The sequence below is a fragment of the bacterium genome, assembly GCA_036382775.1.
Classification (GTDB): Bacteria; Hydrothermota; Tepidihabitantia; order SM23-42; family JAOAFX01; genus DASVHD01.
Map to the genome: position 1 here is coordinate 13,559 of DASVHD010000029.1, position 20,341 is coordinate 33,899.

21 protein-coding genes, 1 tRNA gene and 1 pseudogene are annotated in these 20,341 nt (G+C 51.8%); 5 read left to right on the forward strand and 18 right to left on the reverse strand.

What is annotated here, in order from left to right; all coding sequences use genetic code 11:
- Positions 1-92 precede the first annotated feature (92 nt).
- The 5 genes from thiE to VF399_05205 all read left to right on the forward strand — a co-directional run bounded on the left by thiE (position 93) and on the right by VF399_05205 (position 4,505).
- The gene (gene thiE, locus VF399_05185; protein HEX7319734.1) at positions 93-1,115 is read left to right on the forward strand and encodes a thiamine phosphate synthase; all 1,023 of its coding nucleotides are present in this window, start codon (positions 93-95) and stop codon (positions 1,113-1,115) included.
- Positions 1,116-1,177: 62 nt separating this feature from the next.
- Positions 1,178-1,495 (forward strand): ribosome-associated translation inhibitor RaiA, encoded by a 318-nt coding sequence (raiA, locus tag VF399_05190; GenBank protein ID HEX7319735.1) that lies wholly within the window; start codon positions 1,178-1,180, stop codon positions 1,493-1,495.
- Positions 1,492-2,469, forward strand: coding sequence for an HPr(Ser) kinase/phosphatase (hprK, locus tag VF399_05195; protein ID HEX7319736.1), 978 nt, complete (start codon positions 1,492-1,494; stop codon positions 2,467-2,469). Before raiA ends, hprK begins: the two co-directional genes overlap by 4 nt.
- Complete coding sequence (locus VF399_05200) at positions 2,462-2,866, forward strand: PTS mannose transporter subunit IIAB (GenBank protein HEX7319737.1); 405 nt, start codon at positions 2,462-2,464, stop codon at positions 2,864-2,866. Before hprK ends, VF399_05200 begins: the two co-directional genes overlap by 8 nt.
- The gene (locus VF399_05205; protein HEX7319738.1) at positions 2,859-4,505 is read left to right on the forward strand and encodes an AMP-binding protein; all 1,647 of its coding nucleotides are present in this window, start codon (positions 2,859-2,861) and stop codon (positions 4,503-4,505) included. The genes VF399_05200 and VF399_05205 overlap by 8 nt, the downstream gene beginning before the upstream one ends.
- A 209-nt stretch (positions 4,506-4,714) precedes the next feature.
- On the opposite strand, the gene VF399_05210 is transcribed toward VF399_05205, so the two are convergent.
- From VF399_05210 to VF399_05295, 18 genes and pseudogenes are all read right to left on the reverse strand, one after another.
- Positions 4,715-5,380, reverse strand: a complete 666-nt coding sequence (locus tag VF399_05210; GenBank protein HEX7319739.1) for a CPBP family intramembrane glutamic endopeptidase — start codon at positions 5,378-5,380, stop codon at positions 4,715-4,717.
- Between the two features lie 88 nt (positions 5,381-5,468).
- Positions 5,469-5,927: an LEA type 2 family protein gene (locus VF399_05215; protein HEX7319740.1), complete on the reverse strand. Its 459-nt coding sequence runs from the start codon at positions 5,925-5,927 to the stop codon at positions 5,469-5,471.
- 82 nt (positions 5,928-6,009) lie between these two features.
- Entirely contained in the window at positions 6,010-6,768 is a 759-nt protein-coding gene (locus VF399_05220; GenBank protein HEX7319741.1) for a hypothetical protein, read from the reverse strand.
- A 372-nt stretch (positions 6,769-7,140) separates the two neighbouring features.
- A tRNA-Arg gene (locus tag VF399_05225) sits at positions 7,141-7,214 on the reverse strand.
- Between the two features lie 375 nt (positions 7,215-7,589).
- Positions 7,590-8,066, reverse strand: coding sequence for a pantetheine-phosphate adenylyltransferase (coaD, locus tag VF399_05230; protein ID HEX7319742.1), 477 nt, complete (start codon positions 8,064-8,066; stop codon positions 7,590-7,592).
- Between the two features lie 72 nt (positions 8,067-8,138).
- Entirely contained in the window at positions 8,139-8,672 is a 534-nt protein-coding gene (gene rsmD, locus VF399_05235; GenBank protein HEX7319743.1) for a 16S rRNA (guanine(966)-N(2))-methyltransferase RsmD, read from the reverse strand.
- 106 nt (positions 8,673-8,778) lie between these two features.
- Positions 8,779-10,377 (reverse strand): secretin N-terminal domain-containing protein, encoded by a 1,599-nt coding sequence (locus VF399_05240; GenBank protein HEX7319744.1) that lies wholly within the window; start codon positions 10,375-10,377, stop codon positions 8,779-8,781.
- 12 nt (positions 10,378-10,389) lie between these two features.
- Complete coding sequence (locus VF399_05245) at positions 10,390-10,779, reverse strand: hypothetical protein (GenBank protein ID HEX7319745.1); 390 nt, start codon at positions 10,777-10,779, stop codon at positions 10,390-10,392.
- The gene (gene pilO, locus VF399_05250; GenBank protein HEX7319746.1) at positions 10,757-11,329 is read right to left on the reverse strand and encodes a type 4a pilus biogenesis protein PilO; all 573 of its coding nucleotides are present in this window, start codon (positions 11,327-11,329) and stop codon (positions 10,757-10,759) included. Before pilO ends, VF399_05245 begins: the two co-directional genes overlap by 23 nt.
- Positions 11,326-11,946, reverse strand: a complete 621-nt coding sequence (locus VF399_05255) for a PilN domain-containing protein (protein HEX7319747.1) — start codon at positions 11,944-11,946, stop codon at positions 11,326-11,328. The genes pilO and VF399_05255 overlap by 4 nt, the downstream gene beginning before the upstream one ends.
- Positions 11,947-11,948: 2 nt before the next feature.
- Positions 11,949-12,989, reverse strand: coding sequence for a type IV pilus assembly protein PilM (pilM, locus tag VF399_05260; GenBank protein HEX7319748.1), 1,041 nt, complete (start codon positions 12,987-12,989; stop codon positions 11,949-11,951).
- 76 nt (positions 12,990-13,065) lie between these two features.
- Positions 13,066-14,291 (reverse strand): annotated as a pseudogene (gene tgt, locus VF399_05265) (tRNA guanosine(34) transglycosylase Tgt).
- Positions 14,182-15,429, reverse strand: coding sequence for a glycine C-acetyltransferase (gene kbl / locus VF399_05270; protein ID HEX7319749.1), 1,248 nt, complete (start codon positions 15,427-15,429; stop codon positions 14,182-14,184). Before kbl ends, tgt begins: the two are co-directional and overlap by 110 nt.
- A gap of 2 nt (positions 15,430-15,431) precedes the next feature.
- A complete protein-coding gene (locus VF399_05275) occupies positions 15,432-15,686 on the reverse strand; it encodes an acyl carrier protein (GenBank protein ID HEX7319750.1) in 255 nt (84 codons plus the stop codon).
- A 100-nt stretch (positions 15,687-15,786) separates the two neighbouring features.
- Entirely contained in the window at positions 15,787-17,487 is a 1,701-nt protein-coding gene (gene acsA / locus VF399_05280; GenBank protein HEX7319751.1) for an acetate--CoA ligase, read from the reverse strand.
- Positions 17,484-17,870, reverse strand: a complete 387-nt coding sequence (locus tag VF399_05285) for a holo-ACP synthase (GenBank protein ID HEX7319752.1) — start codon at positions 17,868-17,870, stop codon at positions 17,484-17,486. Before VF399_05285 ends, acsA begins: the two co-directional genes overlap by 4 nt.
- Before the next feature lie 10 nt (positions 17,871-17,880).
- The gene (tdh, locus tag VF399_05290) at positions 17,881-18,918 is read right to left on the reverse strand and encodes an L-threonine 3-dehydrogenase (GenBank protein ID HEX7319753.1); all 1,038 of its coding nucleotides are present in this window, start codon (positions 18,916-18,918) and stop codon (positions 17,881-17,883) included.
- A 65-nt stretch (positions 18,919-18,983) separates the two neighbouring features.
- On the reverse strand, positions 18,984-20,135 hold the full coding sequence (locus VF399_05295) for an NAD(P)/FAD-dependent oxidoreductase (GenBank protein HEX7319754.1): 1,152 nt from the start codon (positions 20,133-20,135) through the stop codon (positions 18,984-18,986).
- Positions 20,136-20,341 lie beyond the last annotated feature (206 nt).

Below are 20,341 nucleotides of genomic sequence, written 5' to 3' on the forward strand. Positions count from 1 at the left end.
TCCTCTCCCACAAGGGGAGAGGATTTTAGTTTTTGCATCCACGTTTTTGTTGTCTGCACTTGACACCATGTTTCTTTGGTATATAATCCAGCGTGCACTGGCAACGGATCGCAGATGTAAACTTAAACCGACTCAGCGAATCGTTAAAATTCATCGAAGATTATGTCCGGTTCTCGACCGATAGACAGGATCTGCTAGGGCTTATCCGGCGCATCCGGGCTCAATACAAGTCTGTAAAGAAGGAACTCCCCATCACTGAGCTTGCGGTATACCGCGACAGTGAGCACGATACCGGCAGACCCACAACCTTTGACCGCGCCGGTCACCGGACCATCCAGGAACTGCTTATCGCAAACTTCACGCGGGCCAAGGAATCATCGCGCATCCTTGAAGAACTGCTGAAACTGACCGATAAGAGACTATCAGGCGCGGTCAAAAAGCTCAGGTTCCAGCTCTACGACATTGAAAAGGAATTTTTTACTTCCCTGTGCCGGCCCTTCGATCCCCGGCTTCATGCCATCCTGGATGAAAAATATATCGCTTCCATGAACCGTGCCCAGGTCGCCCGGTCTGTTCGGACGCTCAGGGACCACGGCGCGACCATGGTCCAGCTGCGCATGGGCAAGGCGACCGACGCCGAATTCATCCGTCGCGCCAAGTTCATAAGAAAGCTGCTCCATGGTTCGCAACTCGCGTTCATCATCAACAACCGCTGCGATATCGCCATGGCCGTCGGCGCGGATGGCGTTCATGTCGGACACGGCGACCTGCCGGTGGCGACGGTGCGGGCGATCGCGGGACCCCGCTTTATCATCGGCGCCTCGGCGCGGACGGTGGCGGAGGCCCGGCGCGCGGAGCGGGCCGGAGCCGACTACCTGGGCGTGGGCGCGCTGTTCCCGACCCATACGAAACCCGACGCCCGGCCGTGCAGTATTGAGATGCTGAAACGCATAAGCCGCAGCGTCACGATCCCGGTCATCGGCATCGGCGGGATCAATAACAAAAATTACCGCGCCGTCCTTAAAGCCGGGGCTGACGGCATCGCGATCGCCTCCTATCTCCATGCCGGAGACATGAGGCGCGCGCTGCGTTCGTTGACAAAAGATGAAATTTAAATATAATCTATCGCACCGGTTGCTCAAGGGCACTGTCCAATGACCAAAATAAGGGAGGAAGCATGGATCTCACCATATCCGCGAGAAATTTTGAATTAACCGAAGCGCTGGAGAAATACGCGCAAAGCAAACTGGAAAAACTAGAACGCTATGCCCACGTCATCACCAGCGGTCATCTCGTCCTGGAAAAGGACAAATCGGTAAGCATTACCGAATTGACCTTATTGGTGAAGCATTCCGACATCAACAGCAAAGTAACGAACAATGATCTGTATATCGGCATCAGCGAGGTCGTTAAAAAAATCGAGCGCCAGCTCGAGAAATACGAAGCAAAATTCAGGGAAAGAAAGCGGATCGCGGCGCGAAAGAGAAATATATGAACGCGATGACCGTTGAAATGCTCCATCGGGAAAAAGAGAAGGACTTCTCGCTGGAGGTCATCGGCGGACGCGATCATCTCGGCAACCGTAAGCTAACCACCGGCGATGTCTTCAGACCGGGTCTGGCGCTAGCCGGGTACACGGGGTATTTTCTCACCGACCGGATCATGATCATCGGCAAGACCGAAACATCCTATATGAAAACACTGAGCCGTAGCATCAAGAACAAACGGCTGGCGACGATCATGAGATTGGGCACGCCGTGCATCATAGTCACCAAAAAACTGCCGGTCGACCCGATGCTCAAAGTTGAAGCCGCAAAGCGCAGGATCCCCATCCTGCGGACGCCCCTCTCCACCACCCCTTTCATCCACGCTCTTTCCGGCTACCTCGACTACAAGCTGGCGCCGACCGAGTACATGCACGGCACGCTGGTCGACGTGTACGGTGTCGGCGTGCTGTTCACGGGCAAGGCGGGAACGGGAAAAAGCGAGTGCGCGCTGGATCTGATCGAACGCGGGCACCGCCTGGTCGCTGACGACCTGATCCGCATTGTCCGGAGAGGCAAACTGCTGATCGGATCGGGAGCAGAAAAAAGCGAGCGCCTGAAACATCACCTTGAGATACGAGGTGTCGGCCTGGTCGACATCTACCGGATCTTCGGTGTCAAGTCCGTGAGGATGAGAAAGCGCATCGAGATCATCATCGAGCTGGTGTTCTGGAACGAAGCAAAAGGGGAATATGACCGGGTCGGGCTGGATTATAAACGCAAGGATGTACTCGGCGTCAAGACGCCTTATATCGTGATCCCCTTGACCCCGGGCAAGAATATTTCGGTGATCGCGGAAGTCATTGCCATGAATTATCTTCTCGAATTGCGCGGCATCTACACGGCCAAGGAATATGACAAGGAACTGAAAAAAATACTGTCGCAACCACAGCGCACCGGCAACGCCGAGGATGATTTTGAATAAAGGACGAACGATCAAAGGGATCATCATCGGTCATGGCGGGCTCGCCCAGGCGCTGCTGGAAGCGGCTGAAAAGATAATCGGTCCGCAGGACGACGTGGAGACTTTATCCAATGTCGGGTTATCCGGCGACGCGCTGTGCGGCAAGATCGTTCGGCTGTGTAAAAAAAGCCGGAAAGAACAGATCGTATTCGTGGACCTGCCGGGCGGCAGCTGCACGATCTCATGCATGAAGGTGCTCAGGAAAAAAAAGAACGTGCATATCTTATGCGGTATGAACCTTCCCATGCTGCTGGAGTTCTTCATCCTGCGCCATAAGTTCCCGGCGCGGGAACTCGTTGAAATCCTGATAAAAAAGGCGACCAATAACATTTTCCAGGTGGGCAGCGAAAATGAATAGCGATATAAGATCGGTCGGCGAGATATTCGAGTCGTCGGTCAAGCGTTGTCCCGATAAAAGGGCGCTTAAAAAAGGACCGACCGAATATAACTACGCGCAGTTGAAGACAGAAGTCATCAAGCTCCGGAACCATCTGCGCAGCCTGGGCCTTACGCACGGCGAAAGGTTTGCGGTCACCGGAGAGAACCGGCCAGAGTGGGCGATCAGCTACCTATCGATCCTCCGCGCCAATCTCGTTGTCGTGCCCATCGATCCGCTCTTGTCCGAGGGCGAACTGCTCCACATCCTGCGCGAAAGCGGGGCGCGCGGTGTGTTCGCGTCCGAGGGGCAGATGGACCGGATCGAAAGCATCCGGCGTGAACTGAAGCACCTGAAGTGGGTGATTCCGATGAACAGCATCCGCGGCCTTCAGGTCACGAAGACGTACGCTGACGATAAGATGAATCCAAGTGCCCTGGCGGTCCTTATATTCACGTCGGGCACGACCGGCACGTCCAAGGCGGTAATGCTCAGCCACCAGAACCTCCTGTCGAATGTCGACGCGATCTCCAACGCGATCCCCGTTTACGAGAACGACTCTTTCGTCTCGATCATCCCCATGCACCACACCTTTGAAGGCACCTGCGGGTTCCTATACCCGCTGCTCTGCGGCGCGAGTATACACTATCCGCCCAGCCTCAAGCCCAACGAACTCATCGCCACGTTGAAAGAAGCGAATGTGACCTGCCTGATCGCGGTTCCCCTGCTCTTTGAAAAACTGCTGGCGGGGGTGCACCGGAAAGTCGCCAATTCCCCGCTAACGACCAAAATGGTCTTCGCCACGATCAGCGGGGTGGGGTCGGTATTTTCATTCCTGCGCAAGCCCCTGTTCGCCCGGGTCCGGAAGGAAATGGGGCTGGGAAACCTGAGACTCACCGTTTCGGGCGGTGCTGCCATTCCGGAAAAAGTGACCAGAGGCCTGGAACTGCTCGGACTGCCGCTTTTGCAGGGCTATGGTCTGACCGAATCGGCGCCGGTACTGACCGCCAATCCCATGAAAAAACCGAAAAACGCGTCGGTCGGGATCCCCCTCACCAATATCGAAATAAAGATCAGTGACCCGGATGCGCAGGGCATCGGCGAGATCATCGCCCGTGGTCCCAATATTATGATGGGTTACTACAATAACAAGAAAGCGACCGAAGAAGTGATCAAAGACGGTTGGCTCTATACGGGCGATCTCGGCTACATTGATACCGAAGGATATGTTTACATCACCGGGCGTAAAAAAAGCCTGATCGTCACCCAGACCGGCAAGAACATTTATCCAGAAGAACTGGAAGACCTCCTCATCAAGAGCGAGTTGATCAATGAAGTCCTGGTCATCCCGCGCGTCAATCCACGAACCAGGAAAGAAGAGGTCTGCGCCCTGATATACCCGAATTACGAACTGCTGGAGGAATACAGCATCAGCAAAAAGGTCTCTCTTTCCCAGGAAGAAGTGCAGTCAATATTCAAGGAAGAGGTCAGAAAGGTAAATGACGGTCTGCCGATCTACAAAAAAATAACCCAGTTCGAGATCCGTGAAGAGGAATTCCCAAAAACCACGACCCAGAAGATAAAACGCCACATGTTCGTGGACCGAGGGATAAGGGTATAATAAATCTAAGTACCAAATTTCAAATTCCAAACAAATTCCAAATATCAAATAAATCCTTGCAAAAAAAACGTCAATCGTTTTACGTCCGCGCAGCCCGTATCGTTAAACGGCGTGGTTATACGGTAAAAGACCGCGGTTTACGATAAACGACAGACGATACGAGCCGCGACGCCGAATAACGAATAACGAAATACCAATTTGTTTAGGATTTAAAAAATCATCCCAAGTACATCGGCGGCGAGCGCCACAGAAAAATGCAGGATCGCGCAGGGCAGGAAACTTCGTCCTCGCACTGCGACTACGCCCTGGAAAACGCCGGCGAATATCGAGCCGTACGCCTCAAGCGGCGGCTTGCGAAAATGCATCATTGCGAATGGTATGGTCTGAATCAGGATCGCCAGACGCGGGTCCATTTTTTTGGAAAGCCCGAATAGCATGAAACCCCGGAAAAAGAATTCCCAGGCGAACATGTGGAACAACTGGATCGCCTCGTAGATCAAAAATTGATTAAAATCATGGCCCGCCCTTTTATACAGCGGGTAGAAAGTCTTGAAGCCCGTGAACTTGAAGGAAACGACCAGAATGACCAGCATGATAAGCAATAGAAAACCAATGTCTTTCAGCCATATTCGTGGTATGCCGATGCTGATCCCGTAGTCCGCCGGTTTCCGATGGAAAATGAGCATAAGTATGACCGGCGAAAAACCGTACAATATACCCATGACCAGAAGCTTTTCCAGGAAAGGTTCCCCGGGTAGAAAAATGCGGGTACGGCCAAAGTATAACGAATAAAGCAGGACAAAAGTGGAATATACGATGATCAGGGCGGGTTCTGGATCGAATTTCCTGAGTTCCGCCCAGAATGTCTTGATCACTGCGCCGACTTATGCGTCCCGTTTCATCATTATGGAATTAAGAAAAACGGGGCAATCCATGCCTTTATCACTCTCCTCCATGTGGAAATTACTTTAAAGTGATTTCCACAGGATAGCTGATCTCGCCGAGGACCGTGTTGATATACGCCTTGGCTTTGACCTTGTAGTCAGCTTTCTTCAGTCTCAGTGCATCCACGATCGTCTGGCCGATCTTGGTGTACTGCAGGGTGATCGTCGTGACGATATCATCCGATTTACCCGCCGCGACCTTGAACCCCTTGCCGGTCGTCCCTGAAAAAACATCGGTCTCGTTGACAAAGAACGTGTAATCGAGCTTATCCAGGACCGCGTCCACGTCATTCGGGTTGGTAACCTTGATGTCGAAATCAAGTTTCAGATCGGAAAAGCTGAAATCGTACGGGGTCACGGAAGCAAGCGCGAACTTGCACTCTTTTATAGCAAGACGCTCTTTTATTGCCGAGCAGGAGATCGCGAGCAAAATTACGGCTGTCAATGATATTATGTGCATTATTTTTGTTATCTTCATAAGAAAGTATAATGATGATATTTTAAAAATCAAGAGGGGGAGTTCTACTCCCCCTCTTATAAACGAATAATGCGTTTTGCTATTATGCTCCCGGCTGTTCAGGGAAGTAGTGATCGACCTTCCAGCCTTCACTCGCCAAAGTATAGTAGCCTTTGTACCCGTTGGCATCTTCCTTGTCGAAGAATATAAAATGGACAAATTCAAAAGTCTGGTATTTGCCCCAGCCTGTACCTGATCCATCAGCGATGAACGCAAAGTGGGCGGAAAGTTTGATGTCATCCGAGGTTGTGACGTCGATAACTCCCGATTGATCAACAAGGGTATCAGTACCCATATCTGTGAACGCATAATCCAACCAGGTATCGTAGAAATTCCACCTGAGTGCACCACTGATATGCGTTGTATCTGTTGGTTCCATAAGCAGGTTACCGTGCCACCAGATTTCCTGATTCACGAGCCGCCACAAACCCAGATCTACTTTTGTGACAAAACAGGTATCATCAATAAGTGTATCCCACACATCCGGTGTCAGCATTAACAGTATTGCCGTGGTATCTGGTCCCAATGAATCTGTGAATGCCCATTTTATGTAGTAATAGAGTGTGTCTGTCGTGCTCCATGGCACATGGAAAACTCCCAGAGGGAAGAGTGGCGGCGCAGTAAAACCGGCTTTTGGATAAGCTCCGCTATATCCGCTGTAGGCATCAACATTGGTCATCATACCCAATACGCCGTCGGTCAGCGTATTGGCATTATTGAGTTCATCCTGGTCGGTCTTGTTGCCGCAACCGAGCATGGCTACGAGCACCGCCAGACCAAATACCACAAGACTTTTCCTCATGTAACCTCCTTAGTTTAGTATGAGAAATTATAATAAGATTAAGTCTCTTGTCAAGTGGGAAAAATCCCAACGGAATTGGTTTATCTGGTCTTTTTAGTCTTTTTCGTCTTTTTAGTTCAAAAACCCGGATAAACAAATTCTTATATGTCATTGCGAGCCCGCCAAGCAGGGTGGCGTGCGAAGCAATCTCAGCTGTTTTTCAATGATTCCCGCACACACAACAATGCGGGATCTCAATTTTCCACCACATCACATAAGATGTGGGCAGATTCTTTCAAGGTACTCCCGTATTTTGCGCAGCAAAATACGGGATCTCAATTCGGCATCGCTTCCTGCCACCACTGCGTGTCGACACTCAGCGGCCGAATTGGACGCGCCTGGGGTGACTCGAACACCCAGCCTACGGGTTCGAAGCCCGTCGCTCTGTCCAGTTGAGCTACAGGCGCTAAGGGGGGTTCCACCCCCCTTATCTCCACTTACTTTTTAATGCACGACAATTAAAAATTGCGCGGAGGCCACGGATCCCCCCGCGGCTGTTCTTTTACATTTTGCCACTCTGAATTCTTTGCGCTACCAGGACTGAATCGGTTGTACGACTATTCTTTATCTGGGGCGCATGCCCCTTATAATCCCGCACCCTCATGTGTCTTTGATACAAATGCGGGACTTTTATCCATTCACTTTTTGATACACGACAATCAAAAACTTCATGGATGCCTTTAATTCCTCCATCTGCTGTCCTAGCACTCTATGCCACTTCCGAATTCTTTGCGCTACCAGAACCAAATATGTTACGTAGTTTTTTCCCTAATTGCCAATTCTTAGTGTTTGAGCTTCTTTAGGAGCGTTTTTGCGACCACCGGGGGCACCAGGCTGGAAATATCGCCGCCTAAAGCCGCTATTTCTTTGACCAGTGACGAACTGATGAATATGTATTTCTCCGAGGTCATCAGGAAGACCGTCTCGATCCCCGGGTCCAGTTTCCGGTTCATCAGCGCCATCTGGAATTCGTTATCGAAATCGGAGACCGCCCGGATGCCCCTGATTATCGTCGTCGCCTTTATCCGGTGGGCGAACTCTATGAGCAAAGTGGAAAACCCCGCGATCTCAATATTTTTTTTATCGTACAACGCGGCTTTCACGAGCGCAATCCTCTCGGCCTGGCTGAACAGCGTCTTCTTGGGACGAGCGCTGACGCCGATAATGACCCGGTCAAAGATCCTTGATGCCCGCTTTACAATATCCATATGGCCATACGTTATGGGATCGAAAGTACCGGCATAGATCGCTTTTTTCAATGTCGCCTTTTTAGTGATCATCATGATTTCTGCTCCTCGCCCGGCCTGTCAACGGCAATAGCGTCTGGGCTCTTATGTTCCATGGCTGATAAAAGACAGCGCCGTATCTCCGTATTGGCGCACTTTCGTTATCCGCAGATCGCCTGACAGTGCGATCGCTTCCCCTGGCGCGTGTTCGACCACCAGTATGCCCTTTTCATGAAGGACATTGTTCGCCATGATATACTGGATGGTTTTTGACACATAGCCTTTCTTATAGGGCGGATCCAGGAAAATGATATTGCACCTCAATCCCTGCAGTTTTTTCAAAGCCGGTCTGAAATCGCACGCGATGATCTTAGACGATTCCCGGTACCCGCACCTCAGGACATTTTCATACAGGGATTTCGACCTTTTCTCGATGAAAAAACATAATGAAGCTCCGCGCGACAACGCTTCCAGGCCGAGCGCGCCGGTACCGGCAAAAATGTCGAGCACGATCGCGCCCTGTATCCTGCTGCCGAGCATATCGAATAGGGCCTCGCGCACCAGACCTTTGGTCGGTCTGATCCCCTTGCCGGCCACGCGTATCCGCCTGCCCTTATTCGTTCCGCTGATGATTCTCATGGATGTGGTTTATCAATTGATTTTAAAAAGCCGATTGGGATGCTGGAACATCGATCTGGCATCCCAGCATCCCAATCATTAATAGATGCTTACGACCGCCGGCTGATTATCCTCTGATGATCGTCGGCGTCAGGAATATCAGCAGTTCCCTGTCTTCATACGTCGTTGTTGTCTCGCGGAACAGAGCACCCAGAATGGGAATGCTCTTAAGGATCGGTATTCCTCGGACCGTTTTTGCTTCTTTCTTCCTGATGAATCCGCCAATAACGACCGTGTTCCCGTCCTTCACCAGGATCTTCGTTTCAGCCTCGGAGGTCGTGATAATCGGCCTGCCGGCAAGTGCGCTGGCACGATCAAGTTCGCTGACTTCCGCCTTAATCTCCATGGTTATTTCTTCAAGCGAATTGATATGCGGTGTTACTTCCAGCTTGGTACCGACCGTGTAGAAGGTAATGACCGTGTTTCCCGCCATATCCCGCGTTGGGATCCCGAATTTCTGGCCGCCGAGGATCGAAGCTTTCTTATTGTCGACCGCCGATACTCGCGGTGAAGAAATGGTCTGCGCCTTGCCTTTTTCTTCAAGGAGCGCGATTGTCGCCGTAACCTGAGCCAGCGATGGAATCGTTCCGACATTGAAGATCCCGTAGCCGACGACCTGCGGCTGCTCGTTCATTGACACATCACCCCTGATCAGCCTGGTTTCAAGCCCCTTGAGGGTCCAATCAATGCCTAATCCCTGGGAAGTGGAAGCATCTATATCCACGACCTTGGCCATGATCTCGACCTGCGGCGTCGGCGTATCCAGCAATTTCATGAGCTGCTTTATTTTGTCATGGATCGGTTGAACTTCCGTTACTACGACCGAGTTTGTCCGCTCATCGACATTCGCTTTGCCTTTGGGCGACAGCATCGCGGTGATCTTGTTGAGCATCTCGTCGGGATCAGCGAACTCCAGCTTGTAGATAACCGAGCTCAACGGCAGATCATAATCCTGTTTATCAAGGTTCTCAGCCGTATCGACTCTGATCACGCCCGGGTCCTCGCGGTATGCGAAACCGGCCGCTTTTAATATTATTTCCAGCGCCTGGTGCCATGGGACATTGTGCAGCCGCACCGTCACCGTGCCTTTAACGTCTTTTCCGGCAACGATATTAACGCCTGCATATTCGGACAAGGCTCTGAGCACAGTGAGTATATCGGCGTTCTCAAGGTCGATCGAAATCGGTCGGCCCGTAATGCTGGCCGGAGGCCTGCCCGTGGTCAGAATTGGCGGCGGTGTTTCCACTGTCGTCGTCGTAGTGGCTTCACCGGTCGTCGCCTGCCATGTCGGGAATGGCGCCACCAGCGTTGTCAGCAGGGTTACCACAAAATTATTGTTCTCGTTCAGTGTCAAGTAGGAATAATCCTGGTTCAGCTTGCCCACAACCCTGATCAGATCGGGCTGCGCGGTAAAACCGGTCACCGCGATCTCTTTTATCCCGCCCCGATTCACCGTGAATGTCTTACCCACAAGCGCTGAGGTAACACCGGAACAATCAATAACTAATCTCGCCGGGTCGCTGAGCGTAAAAGCATTCGCGACGAACGGAGCGTCGGCGTTGACGGTAAGTTTCGTATTAACACCTTCAGTAGAAACTACGATATCGCTGATCACCGTCGCGCCTGCGAGAGAGAGTAATAAAAGAATGCTCATTACATATTTCATATCTTACCTCCTTTACTTTTTCTCTTCTTGTAGTCGCAATTCGTACTTCGTGACTACACCTGCATGAACTATTTCGAAAATTATCGCTTGTCTATTGATCTCATTCACATGACCGCCGGCAACCTTGTCGCCTCGTTTCAGGATATACCCGTTGTCAAGGCCATCTTTCACCAGCGCGTAGTAGCCTTTATCGCCCCATAGAACACCGATCAACTTCAGGTTCTCAGGGCTTAAATGACCGGTCTTGCCGCCGCCCAGTTCCAGACCAATGAGCGGAGTAAAAGGGTCCCTTCGGCCGGCCGGTTCATAGTTCCATTTTACCTGAACAAGGGAATCAACCATTGGCGCCTGGTTCAGCATAAGCACTGTAAAAACGATACTACTGACGAGGTGGAGCGCCACGAGTCACCTCCTTTCCTTTTGCGACGGTGTAGGTTATCGCACTTAGTTCAGCTTCAACGGTCCTCTCTTTACCGGCCACCAGTTTCACGGCCGGAACATTCACGATCCGCGATAGGTTGCCGATGTTCGATAGGAATTTCCCGAGTTGATGGTACCCGCAGGAAACCTTTATCTGTACCGGGATCTCCTGATAGGTAGCCTTGGCAACCGGTCCGCTCGGCCTGAAGAGCGTGAAGCTTACCCCTGCCTTGGTGCCGGAATTGGAGATCTGTTGGATCAGTGACGGGATCTCCTTTTCTTGAGGCAGCATTTCTTTGGCTTTCTCCCATTCAAGTTCGAGGCGCGCGATGCGGGCCTGCAGCTCAGGCAGCCTCGCCCGGGCCGCTTCCGCTTCCTGAACCTTTATCCGCAGTGAATCCCGCCGGGCTTCCAGCGTCGTGATCCGCTTGGCATTGGACGAGTACGGGAATCTGAAGAAGAGCACCAGGATGAGGATCAGCACGACAATGAATACGATCATTTGCTGGGTCTTTGGTTCTCTCAAGTTCATTTTACCCCCCTCGTTGTATCCGTGGCCACTTCGATCACCGGCGTAATACTCGCGGTCAGCGTGAATTCCATCATCTCTTGCTTTTCGACCGTTTTCTTCTCCAGCACGGTCAGGTCAACGTTGCTGATGTACGGCGATTCCTCCAGCCGGTTCATGAAATCGGCAACGAGCAGGTTCGATGCGGTCGTGCCCTTGATGCCCATGCTCGAGGCATTGAGATCAACCGACGTCAACCAGGTGAATTCCGGAATCCGTGTGGAGATCTCATCCAGGACGTGGGCCATCAAGAACCGGTCCCGGTTCAGCTCTTTTATCGGCGTGATCAAGGACAAGAGCTGACGCTCGCGGTTCTTGAGGCTGTCGACCGTTGTGACGTAGATCTTCAGCTCATCGAGCTTCGTGTTCAGCGTTCTGATATCGTTGTTCAGGTTACCCGAGCGCATTGACTGGATGACTAGTAAAACTGCGACGATCAAGACAACCACAACGATGCCCACAATATAAACGGCGGTTGTCTTGATGGGCGGCAGTTTCAAACCTGGTCCAGCTGCTTTTGCGGCTTTAGGCTTGGGAGCTTTGCCCTTTTTTGCGATTGAAGCTAAGTTTATCTTTATCATAATCACTCCCCCCTTAGAGCGAGCCCGACGGCTTGGGCTAAAATAGGTCCAACAACATCGACCCCCTCAGGCGCGAAGATCGCGGGATCATACACGATATTCTTGAAGGGATTAAGGAGTTCAATGGAAAGATTAAGCCGTCTTTTCAGATTTTCCAGAAGATTTGGTATTAATGATCCGCCCCCAGAGAGATAAATTCGATTTACTTTCTCTTCGCCCGTGACGCTAGACAGGAACTGCAGGCTTCTTTCGATCTGCGTACCCAGATCACTGACAAAGGATTCAAATACACCCTGGATGGAATCCTGGGAGGCACCAACTGGGATCGCACCTTTTACCGCGTTCGATGCATCATCATAATTGAACCCGATCTCCTTCTGGAGCTTGCTGATGAATGCATTGACGCCGTAATACACATCTCGCGCAGAAAGCGAAGAACCGGCTTTGATCACGTTCATGACCGTCATGCCGGCACCGATATTGATGAGACCAATAGTTTCATCCGGACTGCTCTGGAAGTTGTATTCATAAACGTTTTGCAGCGCGAATGCTGTGGCTTCGATGACGACCGGATTGAGGTTAAGTTCCTTCAAGAGCGTCGTTAAATTGTTGACCAGTTCGTTTTTTGCGGCAACGAGTATCACTTCCTGCTGTTTTTCCCCAAAATTGGGGTTTACGATGTCAAAATCAAGAGTGACCTCGTTTATATCAAAAGGAACGTACTGCTCGGCTTCCCATTTGATCTGTTCCCTCGTATCCGCCTCGCTCATCCGGTCCATAATGATCCGCTTGATAATCACATCCCTTCCGGCAAGACCTATGACCACATCCTTGGTCGTTACCCCTTTCGTCTCAATAAGCGTACGTATGGAATCTAATACCGCCTCGCGGTCGATTATCTCGCCTTCCACGATCGCATCGGGCAGAACCTTCGAAATTCCATATGTAACCAATTTCTTTGCCTTGCCCGGACTCAACTCAACCATCTTAGTTTGACTTGACCCGATATCAAGACCAATCACTCTTTTCTTTTTCCCAAACATATTCACTCCTTTTTATTTTATTTTACACCACAATTTTAATATTATATATATAATTCGTTAACTGTCAAGAGGGAAATTAACCCTTTAGAAAGTCAAAGGTTTTCTTAACTCTTTTAGCATAGTTCTTTAAGTCGCCGTCCCGAATAGACCGGCGTATCCCGGCCATCAGTTCCATGTAAAAATGTATATTATGATAGCTGACCAGCCGGGGTCCGAGCGCTTCGCCGGTGTTAAAAAGGTGCCGGAGATAAGCGCGCGAGTAGTTCTGGCAGGTATGGCATTTACAGTGCCGGTCCAGAGGTCCCTGGTCCTGCGCATAACGGCCTGCCTTGATTATGATCTTGCCTTCCGAGGTAAAAGCCATTCCGGTCCGACCGTTACGCGTGGGCAGCACGCAGTCAAAAAGGTCGACCCCGAGCATGACCAGTTCCAGGATGTCTTCGGGATATCCAGCGCCCATCACGTATCGTACTTTTTGCTGGGGAATGATCTGGTTGGTGGCCGCGACCATTTCCTTGGTCACGGCGCTGGGCTCGCCGATCATCAATCCGCCAATACCATAACCAGGGAAGCCGATCTCACAAAGCCGGTCAGCGCACTCGCGCCGCAGATCTTTGTATGTCGCTCCCTGGACTATGCCGAACAAAGGCGGTTTTTTTTTACCTCAACGCTCCGGCGCGCCCACTGGACGGTCCGTTCAACGGCCATGCGGGCTTCGAGAAAAGGTGATGGATAGGGCGTGAAGATATCCAGGCACATACCGATATCAGTGCCCAGTTGGTGCTGGATATCAACCGCTTTTTCGGGGGTCAGGTGGATCTTGGCGCCATCGATGTGCGACGAGAACATGATCCCATCATCGGCGACTTTTTTCAGCTCGGCCAGGGAATAAGCCTGGAAACCCCCGGAATCAGTGAGGATAGCGTGTTTCCAGCCCATAAATTCATGAAGACCGCCGCATGACCGCACAAGGGCGGCGCCAGGCCGCTGCATGAGATGGTAGGTATTGCACACGATGATCTGGACCCCCATGGACTCAAGATCGGCGCTCGACATGGTTTTGACGGTCGCCTGGGTGGCCACGGGCATGAAATTGGGGGTTTCGACCGTGCCATGGCGGGTTTTCATAGTTCCGCACCGGGCTGCGGTCTTTTTATCCTGTTTTTTGATCTTGAATTGGATCATTGTACGGTCATAATCCATACATGGCGATGATCTCATCCTTTTTCTTACCCAGGATCTTGTATTTTGCACCAACCTTGGTGAAGGCCGCGATCGCTTTGTCCAGGTGCTCCTGTTCATGGCCGGCCGAGACCTGGGTCCGGATCCGCGCCTGCCCTTGCGGCACGACCGGGAATGCAAAACCGATGACATAGATACCTTCGGCGTATAGGTCGCGCGCCATGTCCTGAGCGAGCTTCGCGTTATAGAGCATCACCGGCACGATCGGATGAACGCCTTCCTTGATATCGAACCCGGCTTTGGTCATTTTTTCCCGGAAGTATTTCGCATTGGATTCAAGCTTGTCCCGGCGGTCCGTGGTCTTGGAGATCAGATCAACGACCTTTATGGCGGCGGATACGACTACCGGCGGGATGGTGTTCGAAAAAAGATAGGGACGGGCGCGCTGGCGGCACAGGGCGACGATCTCTTTTTTGCCGCTCACGCAGCCGCCTGAAGCACCGCCCATGGCCTTTCCCAGGGTGGTCGTGATCACGTCGATCCGATCGATAACACCGCAGTACTCATGAGTACCACGGCCGGTCTTCCCGACAAACCCGGTCGCGTGTGAATCGTCCACCATTACCATCGCATCGTATTTTTCCGCCAGGCCGCAGATCTTGTCGAGTTTAGCAATATCGCCATCCATTGAAAACACGCCGTCCGTGATGATCATCCGGAACCGGCATGACTGGCTTTCCTGTAGCTTTTCCTCAAGGTGCTCCATGTTGGAATGTTTATAATTGAAGAGCTGCGCTTTGCATAAACGCATGCCGTCAACAATGGACGCGTGCACAAGCCGGTCTGAAATCATCGCGTCGGATTTATCAAGGGCGACGTCGAACAGGCCCGCATTGGCATCCATGCAGGACGGGAAAAGGACCGTGTCCTCGGTACGGAGAAAGGCGGAGAGCTTTCTTTCCAGTTCGGCGTGGATATCCTGCGTGCCGCAGATGAAACGGACCGATGACATCCCGTAGCCGCGTTCATCCAGTCCCTTGTGCGCAGCCGCGATTACTTCCGGGTGGCTCGAGAGCCCCAGGTAATTGTTCGCACAAAAATTGATAACCTCTTTAACCTCGGATCCCTGAGGAAATTCGACCTTGATATGGGCAGCCTGCGGCGAGCGTATATATCGTTCTTCTTTATATAGCCCGGCGCCCTTGATGCCCGTCAATTCATCCGCATAGAAAGTGCGTGCTTTACCGCTATAGGCCATTATTACTCCTTTACGAATTCTTTCAGCAGCGCCAGGATGTTATTGACCGAATCGAACGCCTTAGGCGTGGCTTTTTCATCCGGTATCTTGATCTGGAATTTCTTTTCAAGAAAGGTTTTCAGGGAAACCATGGAAAAGGAATCGACAATGCCGTTCGAGATCAATTTGGTATTCTCGTCGATCTCCTGGTCAGAATCCTCATCCAGGTACTCTTTTTTAACGTAATCAATGATCATTTTTTTCGCATCATCGGCCATAAAACCTCCTTCCTAGAATAAATCCTAATTACCAAATACCAAATTACAAATGAATTTCAAATGACAAATTCCAAAAAAATCATTTTCGCTTCCCTTGTCCTTAATCATTTTCAAGCGTCGAGATGTCGCCGATCTCCTCGCCCCGCTCTTTGGCCCGAAGCAGCCGCCGCATGATCTTTCCGCTTCTCGTCTTGGGCAGGGAGGCAACGAACTCGATTGTCTGCGGCATGGCAAGGGGCGACAGTTTTTTTCTTATAAAATTCATGATATCAAGTTCCAGGTCGGCATTCGCTTCGAAACCCGGTTTCAGAGCCACGAACGCTTTAACCACTTCCATGTTGATCGGATCGGGTTTTCCGACCGCGGCCGATTCTGCTACCGCCTTGTGCTCGAGCAGGGCGGATTCGATCTCGAACGGTCCGACCAGGTGACCGGCCGTATTTATGACATCGTCATCACGGCCGACGAACCAGAAATATCCTTCACTATCAATGCTCGAACGGTCGCCGCATATGTACCAGCCGTTCTTGAACTTGCCGTCATAGGTCTCCTTGTTATTCCAGTAGGTCCTCATCATTGACGGCCAGCCGGGTTTCAGGGCGATGAGTCCCACCGTGCCCGGTGTTTTTATCGGTTCATAGGTCCTGGGATCGACCACGATCGCCACTATCCCTGGCACGGCTTTGCCCATGGAACCAGGCTTTATCTTCATGCCCGGGAAATTCGAGATCACGATCGCGCCGGTCTCGGTCTGCCAGTAGGAATCATGAAAGGGTAAACCGTATGCTTTTTCCGACCAGATCACGGCCTCGGCATTGAGCGGCTCGCCGACGCTGACCAGGTGCCGGAGCGAAGAAAGATCGTGTTTCTTGACGGCCTCTACGCCCTCTTTCATGAGCAGCCTGATGGCCGTGGGCGCGCTGTACCATACCGTCACTTTGTACTTCTCGATAAAAGCGTACCATTTGTCGGTGTTGAAACCGATATCCATCACGCACTGGGTCACGCCGGTCGACCAGGCGCCGATGATCCCGTACGAAGTCCCGGTGACCCAGCCCGGATCCGCCGTGCACCAGTAGACATCTTCGGTCCTTAAGTCCAGCACCCAGCGGGCCGTGATGTACTGGGCGATGATCGAAGAGTGCACGTGGAGCGCGCCTTTGGGTTTGCCGGTCGTGCCCGACGTATAGTGCATCACGGACGGCACTTCCTGGCCGACCTTGTTGATCGTGAATTTATCGACCCGCGGCATTTTTTCCATGGCCAACGCGACCTCACAGCCTTCAAGCGGTTTATTCTCCGCATCGACCACGACGATCTTTTTCAGTTCGGGCAGCCTTTGCTTTATCCGGCGGACCTTACCCAGGTGCTTGCGCGTCGTCATGATCGCTTTGGTCTTGGCATCGTCGAGCCGGGTGAAAAGCGCTTCTTCGCCGAAGGCCGAAAACAGGGGCTGTGCGATCGCGCCCAGTTTAAGGATGCCGATAAAGGAAATGTACAATTCGGGGATCTTGTCCATGAATATGCAGACCCGATCACCTTCGCCGATACCCTGGTCAGAAAGGAACTTGGCGATAGTATTGCTATGAACGCGGATATCATCGTAGGTGTATTCTTTTGTCTCACCCGTAAACCCCTGCCAGTACAACGCGATCTTGCTTCCCAATCCCTTTTCGCAGATCCGGTCAGAACAGTAATAACCGATATTGTACATGCCGTTCAAACCGAACTCCAATTCATCCGCAGAGAATTTCCAGTCGAAATTCTTATATTGTTCGTCATACGAACCGATATTGCTCATGACAGATCCTCCTTGCCTGGTCCTGTACGTTCTGGGCCTTCGATCAGAACGAACGAGATGCTGAGATCTCTGGTTTGCGCGGTCGCGATGTGGAATTTCCGACCCTGGCCTGCGGTCTGTTCGTCGTGTAACCGCCCGGAAATCCTTATGCCGTCGCCGGAATTCCCGATGATCTCGATATCGTGCCAGCAAGAACCACGGCCGAGACCGCACCCCAGGGCTTTGATCACCGCCTCTTTGGTGGCGAACCCTGCGGTCGCCATGACCGGATCCTCATGGCACGGCATTTCGCTACCGGTGAATATCTGATCCAAAAATCCAGTATCGGCCCTAGTGCGAAAACGCTCGCACTCCGCTATATCTATGCCAATACCATGGATCATTGCTTATTATCTATGGATAAAGAAGAACTTTCCCGCAGTTACCGCTTTCCATGAGTTCCATGCCCTTCTTGAACTCTTCAAGCCGTAACCGGTGCGTGACAATGGGTTCCAGATCAAGCCGTCCTGAACTTAAGAACCGTGTTGCTTTATACCATGTGGAAAACATCAGACGGCCGTTTATGCCTTGAATGGTAACGTATTTGAATATTATTTCGTTCAGATCCATTTTAACGGGATGCTCGGGGAGTCCCAGTATCGTGAACCGTCCTCCTGGTCTCAATGCCTTGATGCCGTCCTGGATCGCCGTCGCGTTGCCGGACAGCTCAAGCACGACGTCCGCTCCCAAACCGCCCGTTTCCTCTTTAACAAGACCCACCACGTTATTTTTCAGGGGGTTAATAACAAAATCCGCCCCCATTTTTTTGGCAAGCTGGAGGCGGTACTCGTTGATCTCCGTGGCGATTATCTTGGTTGCGCCGCACGTCCGGCATAAAGCAACTGCCATCAATCCGATCGGACCGCAACCGGTTATCAGGACCACGGCACCCGCGATCTCGCCGGCCAGAGCAGTATGGATAGCGTTGCCGAGCGGTTCCATGACCGATATATAGTCTTTGGGTATCTTTTCCTGCACTGACCAGGCATTGGCCGCGGGAACCAGGGCATACTCGGCGAACACGCCGTCGACATCAACGCCGAATATCCGCCCGTTCTCGCATATGTGTGCCAGACCGTTCCGGCACATGAAACAATACCCACATGCGATATGGGTCTCGGCCGATATGGTTTCGCCGACCTTGACGGTTTGAACCCTGCTGCCCGTTTCAACGACCTCGCCGCACAGCTCATGCCCCATGGTCTGGGGGATCTTCTTGATCCTTTTTTTCGCCCAGTCGTTCCATTGGTAGATATGCAGGTCAGTCCCGCAAATGGATGTTGCGATGACCTTAACTAAAACATCGTCTGGACCTGGCGTTGGGATATCGACTTCAAGGAGTTCGGCACCTGGTTCGGGCTTGACTTTTACGACCGCTTTCATTTTGGGCATAAAATTCTCCCTCTATTATAGCCAGATTGCAGCCTGAGTCAATGATAATTATACCCGGTTTTGACCTAAAAGACGATCTTGATACCCAGCCGCATGAGGTGCGGCAAGGCCAGGAGGATTTCGCCGACCATCTTGCGCGTGTTGATATCGGTAATGGTCTTGCCCGAAAATATTTTCCTGCCGACCTTGAAGATCTTTACATAATCCTCGTCCGACAACTTGAAATAAGCTTCCCGCACTTTCTTGTGGAACGATACTTCTTTCATGATCTCGCGCTTGATGTCTTTTTCGAACGTGTCCTTTTTCCCGCGCAGCCGCGATGCCGCGCTCACGCCCGCGATCACGCCGGATTTTATACCATTGGCGATCCCCGCGCCGCTTAAGGGATCGGTGAACCGCGCTGCGTCGCCGATGAGAAAAAAATCGTTGCCGGAGAAACGTTTTAGGACCTTTGCCGGAACGCCGCCGAATATCCTTTCTTTGATCACGCCATGCGGAAACTCGCGCCGGATCCAGGCGTCCAGCAGGTCCCGGGCGCTCACCTTTGTCTGCAGTGGTGAAATGCCCAGGCCGATATTGGCTGAATTTGCTGACGTGGGGAATATCCAGGCGTATCCGCCGGGCGCGTACGACCGGCCAAAGATCAGATGAGTATAACCGGCTTTGACCTTGATATTTTCCATTTTGTACTGCGCGCAAACCTCGATCTCGGCAAGCGACAGCCGCGTGTCAATGCCCAGCCATTGGCCGACCTTTGAAGAAATTCCGTCGGCGGCGATCAAAAAACGATATCCGTATTTCTTTTTGCTATCCCCTTCTTTTATAATTACCTTCCCGGCGTCCAAACCTATGACTTTAGCCCTGGTCTTCAAGACTACGCCCCGGTCCCGTGCTATTTTTGCCAGCGCCGGATCGAACACCTTGCGATTCATTACCCATCCCACTTTAGGATATTCGATCGTGAACTCATCGCCGTCCGGACCGCGCGCCACCGAACCTTTTAACTCGGCCGCGGTCCAATCAGGCTTTATGTCCAGATACCCGTTGATCGTGCTCCGCGACAGGCCTTCGGCGCACTGCAACGGCACACCCACGGTCTCGTGCTCTTCAAGGAGCAGGACCGAAACACCTTCCGTCGCGGCTGCGGCCGCCGCGCTGCTCCCGGCCGGACCGGCACCGACCACGATGACGTCGAAGGTTTCAGGTTTTGCAATCATTGTTTGTCATCGCGAGCTCCGCGCCTAATGGCGCGGGGTGTGGCGATCTTTCTTTGTATAAAAAAGAATGGGATTGCTTCGTCTCCCGCTTTGCATCATAATGGAAATAAATGAAGCAGATTCCTCGCAATGACAAGAGCCATAAAACTATTATTTCTCGTTTTCTTTTTTCGGTTTCCCCTCGTTCCTCGGGACACCAGTTATTA

What these genes read in the sequence shown, in the direction of transcription:
- pilO (HEX7319746.1), bottom strand. Translation starts at nt 11,329, where the DNA reads ATGAACTTGAGAGAACCAAAGACCCAGCAAATGATCGTATTCATTGTC.
- VF399_05240 (HEX7319744.1), bottom strand. Translation starts at nt 10,377, where the DNA reads ATGAAATATGTAATGAGCATTCTTTTATTACTCTCTCTCGCAGGCGCG.
- VF399_05255 (HEX7319747.1), bottom strand. Translation starts at nt 11,946, where the DNA reads ATGATAAAGATAAACTTAGCTTCAATCGCAAAAAAGGGCAAAGCTCCC.
- VF399_05205 (HEX7319738.1), top strand. Translation starts at nt 2,859, where the DNA reads ATGAATAGCGATATAAGATCGGTCGGCGAGATATTCGAGTCGTCGGTC.
- VF399_05285 (HEX7319752.1), bottom strand. Translation starts at nt 17,870, where the DNA reads ATGATCCATGGTATTGGCATAGATATAGCGGAGTGCGAGCGTTTTCGC.
- raiA (HEX7319735.1), top strand. Translation starts at nt 1,178, where the DNA reads ATGGATCTCACCATATCCGCGAGAAATTTTGAATTAACCGAAGCGCTG.
- rsmD (HEX7319743.1), bottom strand. Translation starts at nt 8,672, where the DNA reads ATGAGAATCATCAGCGGAACGAATAAGGGCAGGCGGATACGCGTGGCC.
- VF399_05295 (HEX7319754.1), bottom strand. Translation starts at nt 20,135, where the DNA reads ATGATTGCAAAACCTGAAACCTTCGACGTCATCGTGGTCGGTGCCGGT.
- tdh (HEX7319753.1), bottom strand. Translation starts at nt 18,918, where the DNA reads ATGCCCAAAATGAAAGCGGTCGTAAAAGTCAAGCCCGAACCAGGTGCC.
- acsA (HEX7319751.1), bottom strand. Translation starts at nt 17,487, where the DNA reads ATGAGCAATATCGGTTCGTATGACGAACAATATAAGAATTTCGACTGG.
- VF399_05275 (HEX7319750.1), bottom strand. Translation starts at nt 15,686, where the DNA reads ATGGCCGATGATGCGAAAAAAATGATCATTGATTACGTTAAAAAAGAG.
- kbl (HEX7319749.1), bottom strand. Translation starts at nt 15,429, where the DNA reads ATGGCCTATAGCGGTAAAGCACGCACTTTCTATGCGGATGAATTGACG.
- pilM (HEX7319748.1), bottom strand. Translation starts at nt 12,989, where the DNA reads ATGTTTGGGAAAAAGAAAAGAGTGATTGGTCTTGATATCGGGTCAAGT.
- hprK (HEX7319736.1), top strand. Translation starts at nt 1,492, where the DNA reads ATGAACGCGATGACCGTTGAAATGCTCCATCGGGAAAAAGAGAAGGAC.
- VF399_05220 (HEX7319741.1), bottom strand. Translation starts at nt 6,768, where the DNA reads ATGAGGAAAAGTCTTGTGGTATTTGGTCTGGCGGTGCTCGTAGCCATG.
- VF399_05215 (HEX7319740.1), bottom strand. Translation starts at nt 5,927, where the DNA reads ATGAAGATAACAAAAATAATGCACATAATATCATTGACAGCCGTAATT.